This is a genomic window from Nonomuraea cypriaca, from assembly GCF_015645445.1.
GTDB classification, from domain to species: Bacteria; Actinomycetota; Actinomycetes; order Streptosporangiales; family Streptosporangiaceae; genus Nonomuraea; species Nonomuraea cypriaca.
This window is the reverse complement of the sequence record NZ_JADOGI010000484.1, coordinates 1-1,937: the sequence shown is the minus strand read 5'-3', so window position 1 is coordinate 1,937 and position 1,937 is coordinate 1. Positions and strand designations below refer to the sequence as shown.

Genomic DNA, 1,937 nt, shown 5'->3' with positions numbered 1-1,937 from the left:
ACGTACTTAACGACTTCGGCCCGCAATTCGGGAGAGTAATGCCTCGGCTTCTTCGCCACTACCTTGCCTTCCGGGTGTCACGTAAACCCTACTTGGGTCCGTGTCCGGAAAGATCGGGGCACCCCAGATCCGCTACGCCCACGCCGCCTCACCCGAGGAACTGTTGTGGGGTCAGTGGACCAACAAACCCAGCGTCGTCGACGACTTCAAGCCCTACCTGCATCAGCGCTGGCAAGAGGGCGAGCGTAATGCCACCCGCCTGCTGGAAGAGATCATCGCGCTCGGCTACCGCGGCAGCTACGGCGCGCTCAGCGCTTACATGCGGCCGCTGCGCGCCCCGCACCCCGTCGCCCCGCCCGCGCCTTCGGTCCGCAAGGTCACCGGCTGGCTCGCTACCCACCCCGACCAGCTCGAAGAAGCCCACCAACTCCAGCTCAAGACCGTCCTGGACCGCTGCCCGGAACTGGCCGCGCTTATCGAGCAGGTCCGCTCCTTCGCCGTCATGCTCACCCAACGCCGAGGCCACGACCTTCCGAGCTGGCTCACCGCGGTGAAAGCCGAAGACCTGCCCGCGCTTCACGCCTTCGCCAACGGCCTCGAGCGCGACCTCGACGCCGTCACCGCCGGCCTGACTCTGCCCTGGAGTTCCGGCCCGGTGGAAGGCCACGTCAACCGCATCAAGATGCTCAAACGCCAAATGTTCGGCCGCGCGAGTTTCCCGCTTCTGCGCAAACGAGTACTCCTCACGACCTAACGATCATCACGCACCGTCACCCATTCACGGACTTTGAGCCAGATCCAGAATCACAGAGCGCCATCACTCATCCCGTCCCGCACCATCCGACCTGGCGTGCTCGGCGAGCTGATCCACTGCCTCGAGCAGCAGCCGCGCCTCGGCCACGAGTCGCGCACCCGCCGGAGTCACGGTCACCCGCCGGCTGGTCCGCTCGAACAGGCGGGTGCCGACCTCGCGCTCCAGTCGCCGGATGTATTGCCCGAAGGGCTGCTGCGAGATGTGGTGCCGTTCGGCTGCCCGCCCGAAGTGCAACTCCTCGGCCAGAGTCACCGCATAGCGCAGCAACCGTACTTCCATCGCGCCTCGGATTCGTTTTGACCCGGCTGGTTCGGTGGTGTCGCCATGGTTCGCGATGCCCGCCCGTACATGATTCACACCGCGCCGCACACGGCTCTGAAGAGCACCATAGTAGCGATTCCGCCAGAGGGCGTCTTTCCGGCGACTGGGGCCGGATCCCGCCTCTGAGTGCCGTGAGACGGGATTCGCCGTTTCTCAGACAGGCTTAGAGGATGGTGATCTTGGAGATCTTGTGCATCTTGCCGTGGACCCCTCTCGGGACGGCGGTGTGGTGCCACGCCTGAAATTTCCCGAGCGTCAGGCGCTTGGAGGAGCCCCCCAGATCATCGATATACGTAATGACAACCTTGTTGTTCCCCGTCTCCACTGCAAAAGCGCCGTAGATGGCCACGTTCTTCGAACCTGCGTTCGCGAAGCAGTGGAGCCTGCTCTTATCGTTGGCGATAGTCAGGAATTCATGTTTGAGGTCGTACTTGCAATCTATGTGGTTGATGGCGAATGCGGGGGCAGCTGGGAGTGCCACCATGGCCGCCACAGCGGTGGCGCAGGCGGCAAGAGTGTTGCGGAGATGCGACTTCATGGCCTCTTCTTCGAAGGGAGTGATCTTGGCCTGACAGATCGCTCATACTAGACAAAGTAGACCTACTCTGTAAAGTAGAAGCCGAGCGAGGAGCGTGATGACGACACAGACATGGACTGAGCGCCGGATGCCTGACTCGGCGGACCGGACGGCGGACGTGGCCGGGGCGAACTCCGGCAACCGCGAGCGGGCCGCCACCGACACCAACGCGCCGGGCGGCAGGCTCCGGGCAGGGCGGGTGCGCGCATGACGGGCGAGGACAAG

4 protein-coding genes are annotated in these 1,937 nt (G+C 64.0%); 2 read left to right on the top strand and 2 right to left on the bottom strand.

Going from position 1 to position 1,937, the window contains the following annotated elements; translation table 11 throughout:
• Positions 1–319 precede the first annotated feature (319 nt).
• Positions 320–754 carry a transposase gene (locus ITP53_RS55085; protein WP_236052248.1) on the top strand — a complete coding sequence of 145 codons (435 nt, stop codon included), beginning with the start codon at positions 320–322 and terminating at the stop codon, positions 752–754.
• 63 nt (positions 755–817) lie between these two features.
• Here the strand turns inward: ITP53_RS55085 and ITP53_RS55080 are convergent, their stop codons facing one another.
• Entirely contained in the window at positions 818–1,093 is a 276-nt protein-coding gene (locus tag ITP53_RS55080) for a LysR family transcriptional regulator (RefSeq protein ID WP_195903437.1), read from the bottom strand.
• Between the two features lie 205 nt (positions 1,094–1,298).
• On the bottom strand, positions 1,299–1,673 hold the full coding sequence (locus ITP53_RS55075; protein ID WP_195903436.1) for a beta/gamma crystallin domain-containing protein: 375 nt from the start codon (positions 1,671–1,673) through the stop codon (positions 1,299–1,301).
• A gap of 97 nt (positions 1,674–1,770) precedes the next feature.
• Here ITP53_RS55075 and ITP53_RS55070 point away from each other — a divergent pair, with 97 nt between their 5' ends.
• Complete coding sequence (locus ITP53_RS55070) at positions 1,771–1,923, top strand: hypothetical protein (protein WP_195903435.1); 153 nt, start codon at positions 1,771–1,773, stop codon at positions 1,921–1,923.
• The last annotated feature ends 14 nt before the right edge of the window (positions 1,924–1,937 follow it).

Excerpts from the sequence above, each read along its gene's own strand:
- ITP53_RS55085 (WP_236052248.1), top strand. The coding sequence starts at position 320 with ATGCGGCCGCTGCGCGCCCCGCACCCCGTCGCCCCGCCCGCGCCTTCG.
- ITP53_RS55080 (WP_195903437.1), bottom strand. The coding sequence starts at position 1,093 with ATGGAAGTACGGTTGCTGCGCTATGCGGTGACTCTGGCCGAGGAGTTG.
- ITP53_RS55075 (WP_195903436.1), bottom strand. The coding sequence starts at position 1,673 with ATGAAGTCGCATCTCCGCAACACTCTTGCCGCCTGCGCCACCGCTGTG.
- ITP53_RS55070 (WP_195903435.1), top strand. The coding sequence starts at position 1,771 with ATGACGACACAGACATGGACTGAGCGCCGGATGCCTGACTCGGCGGAC.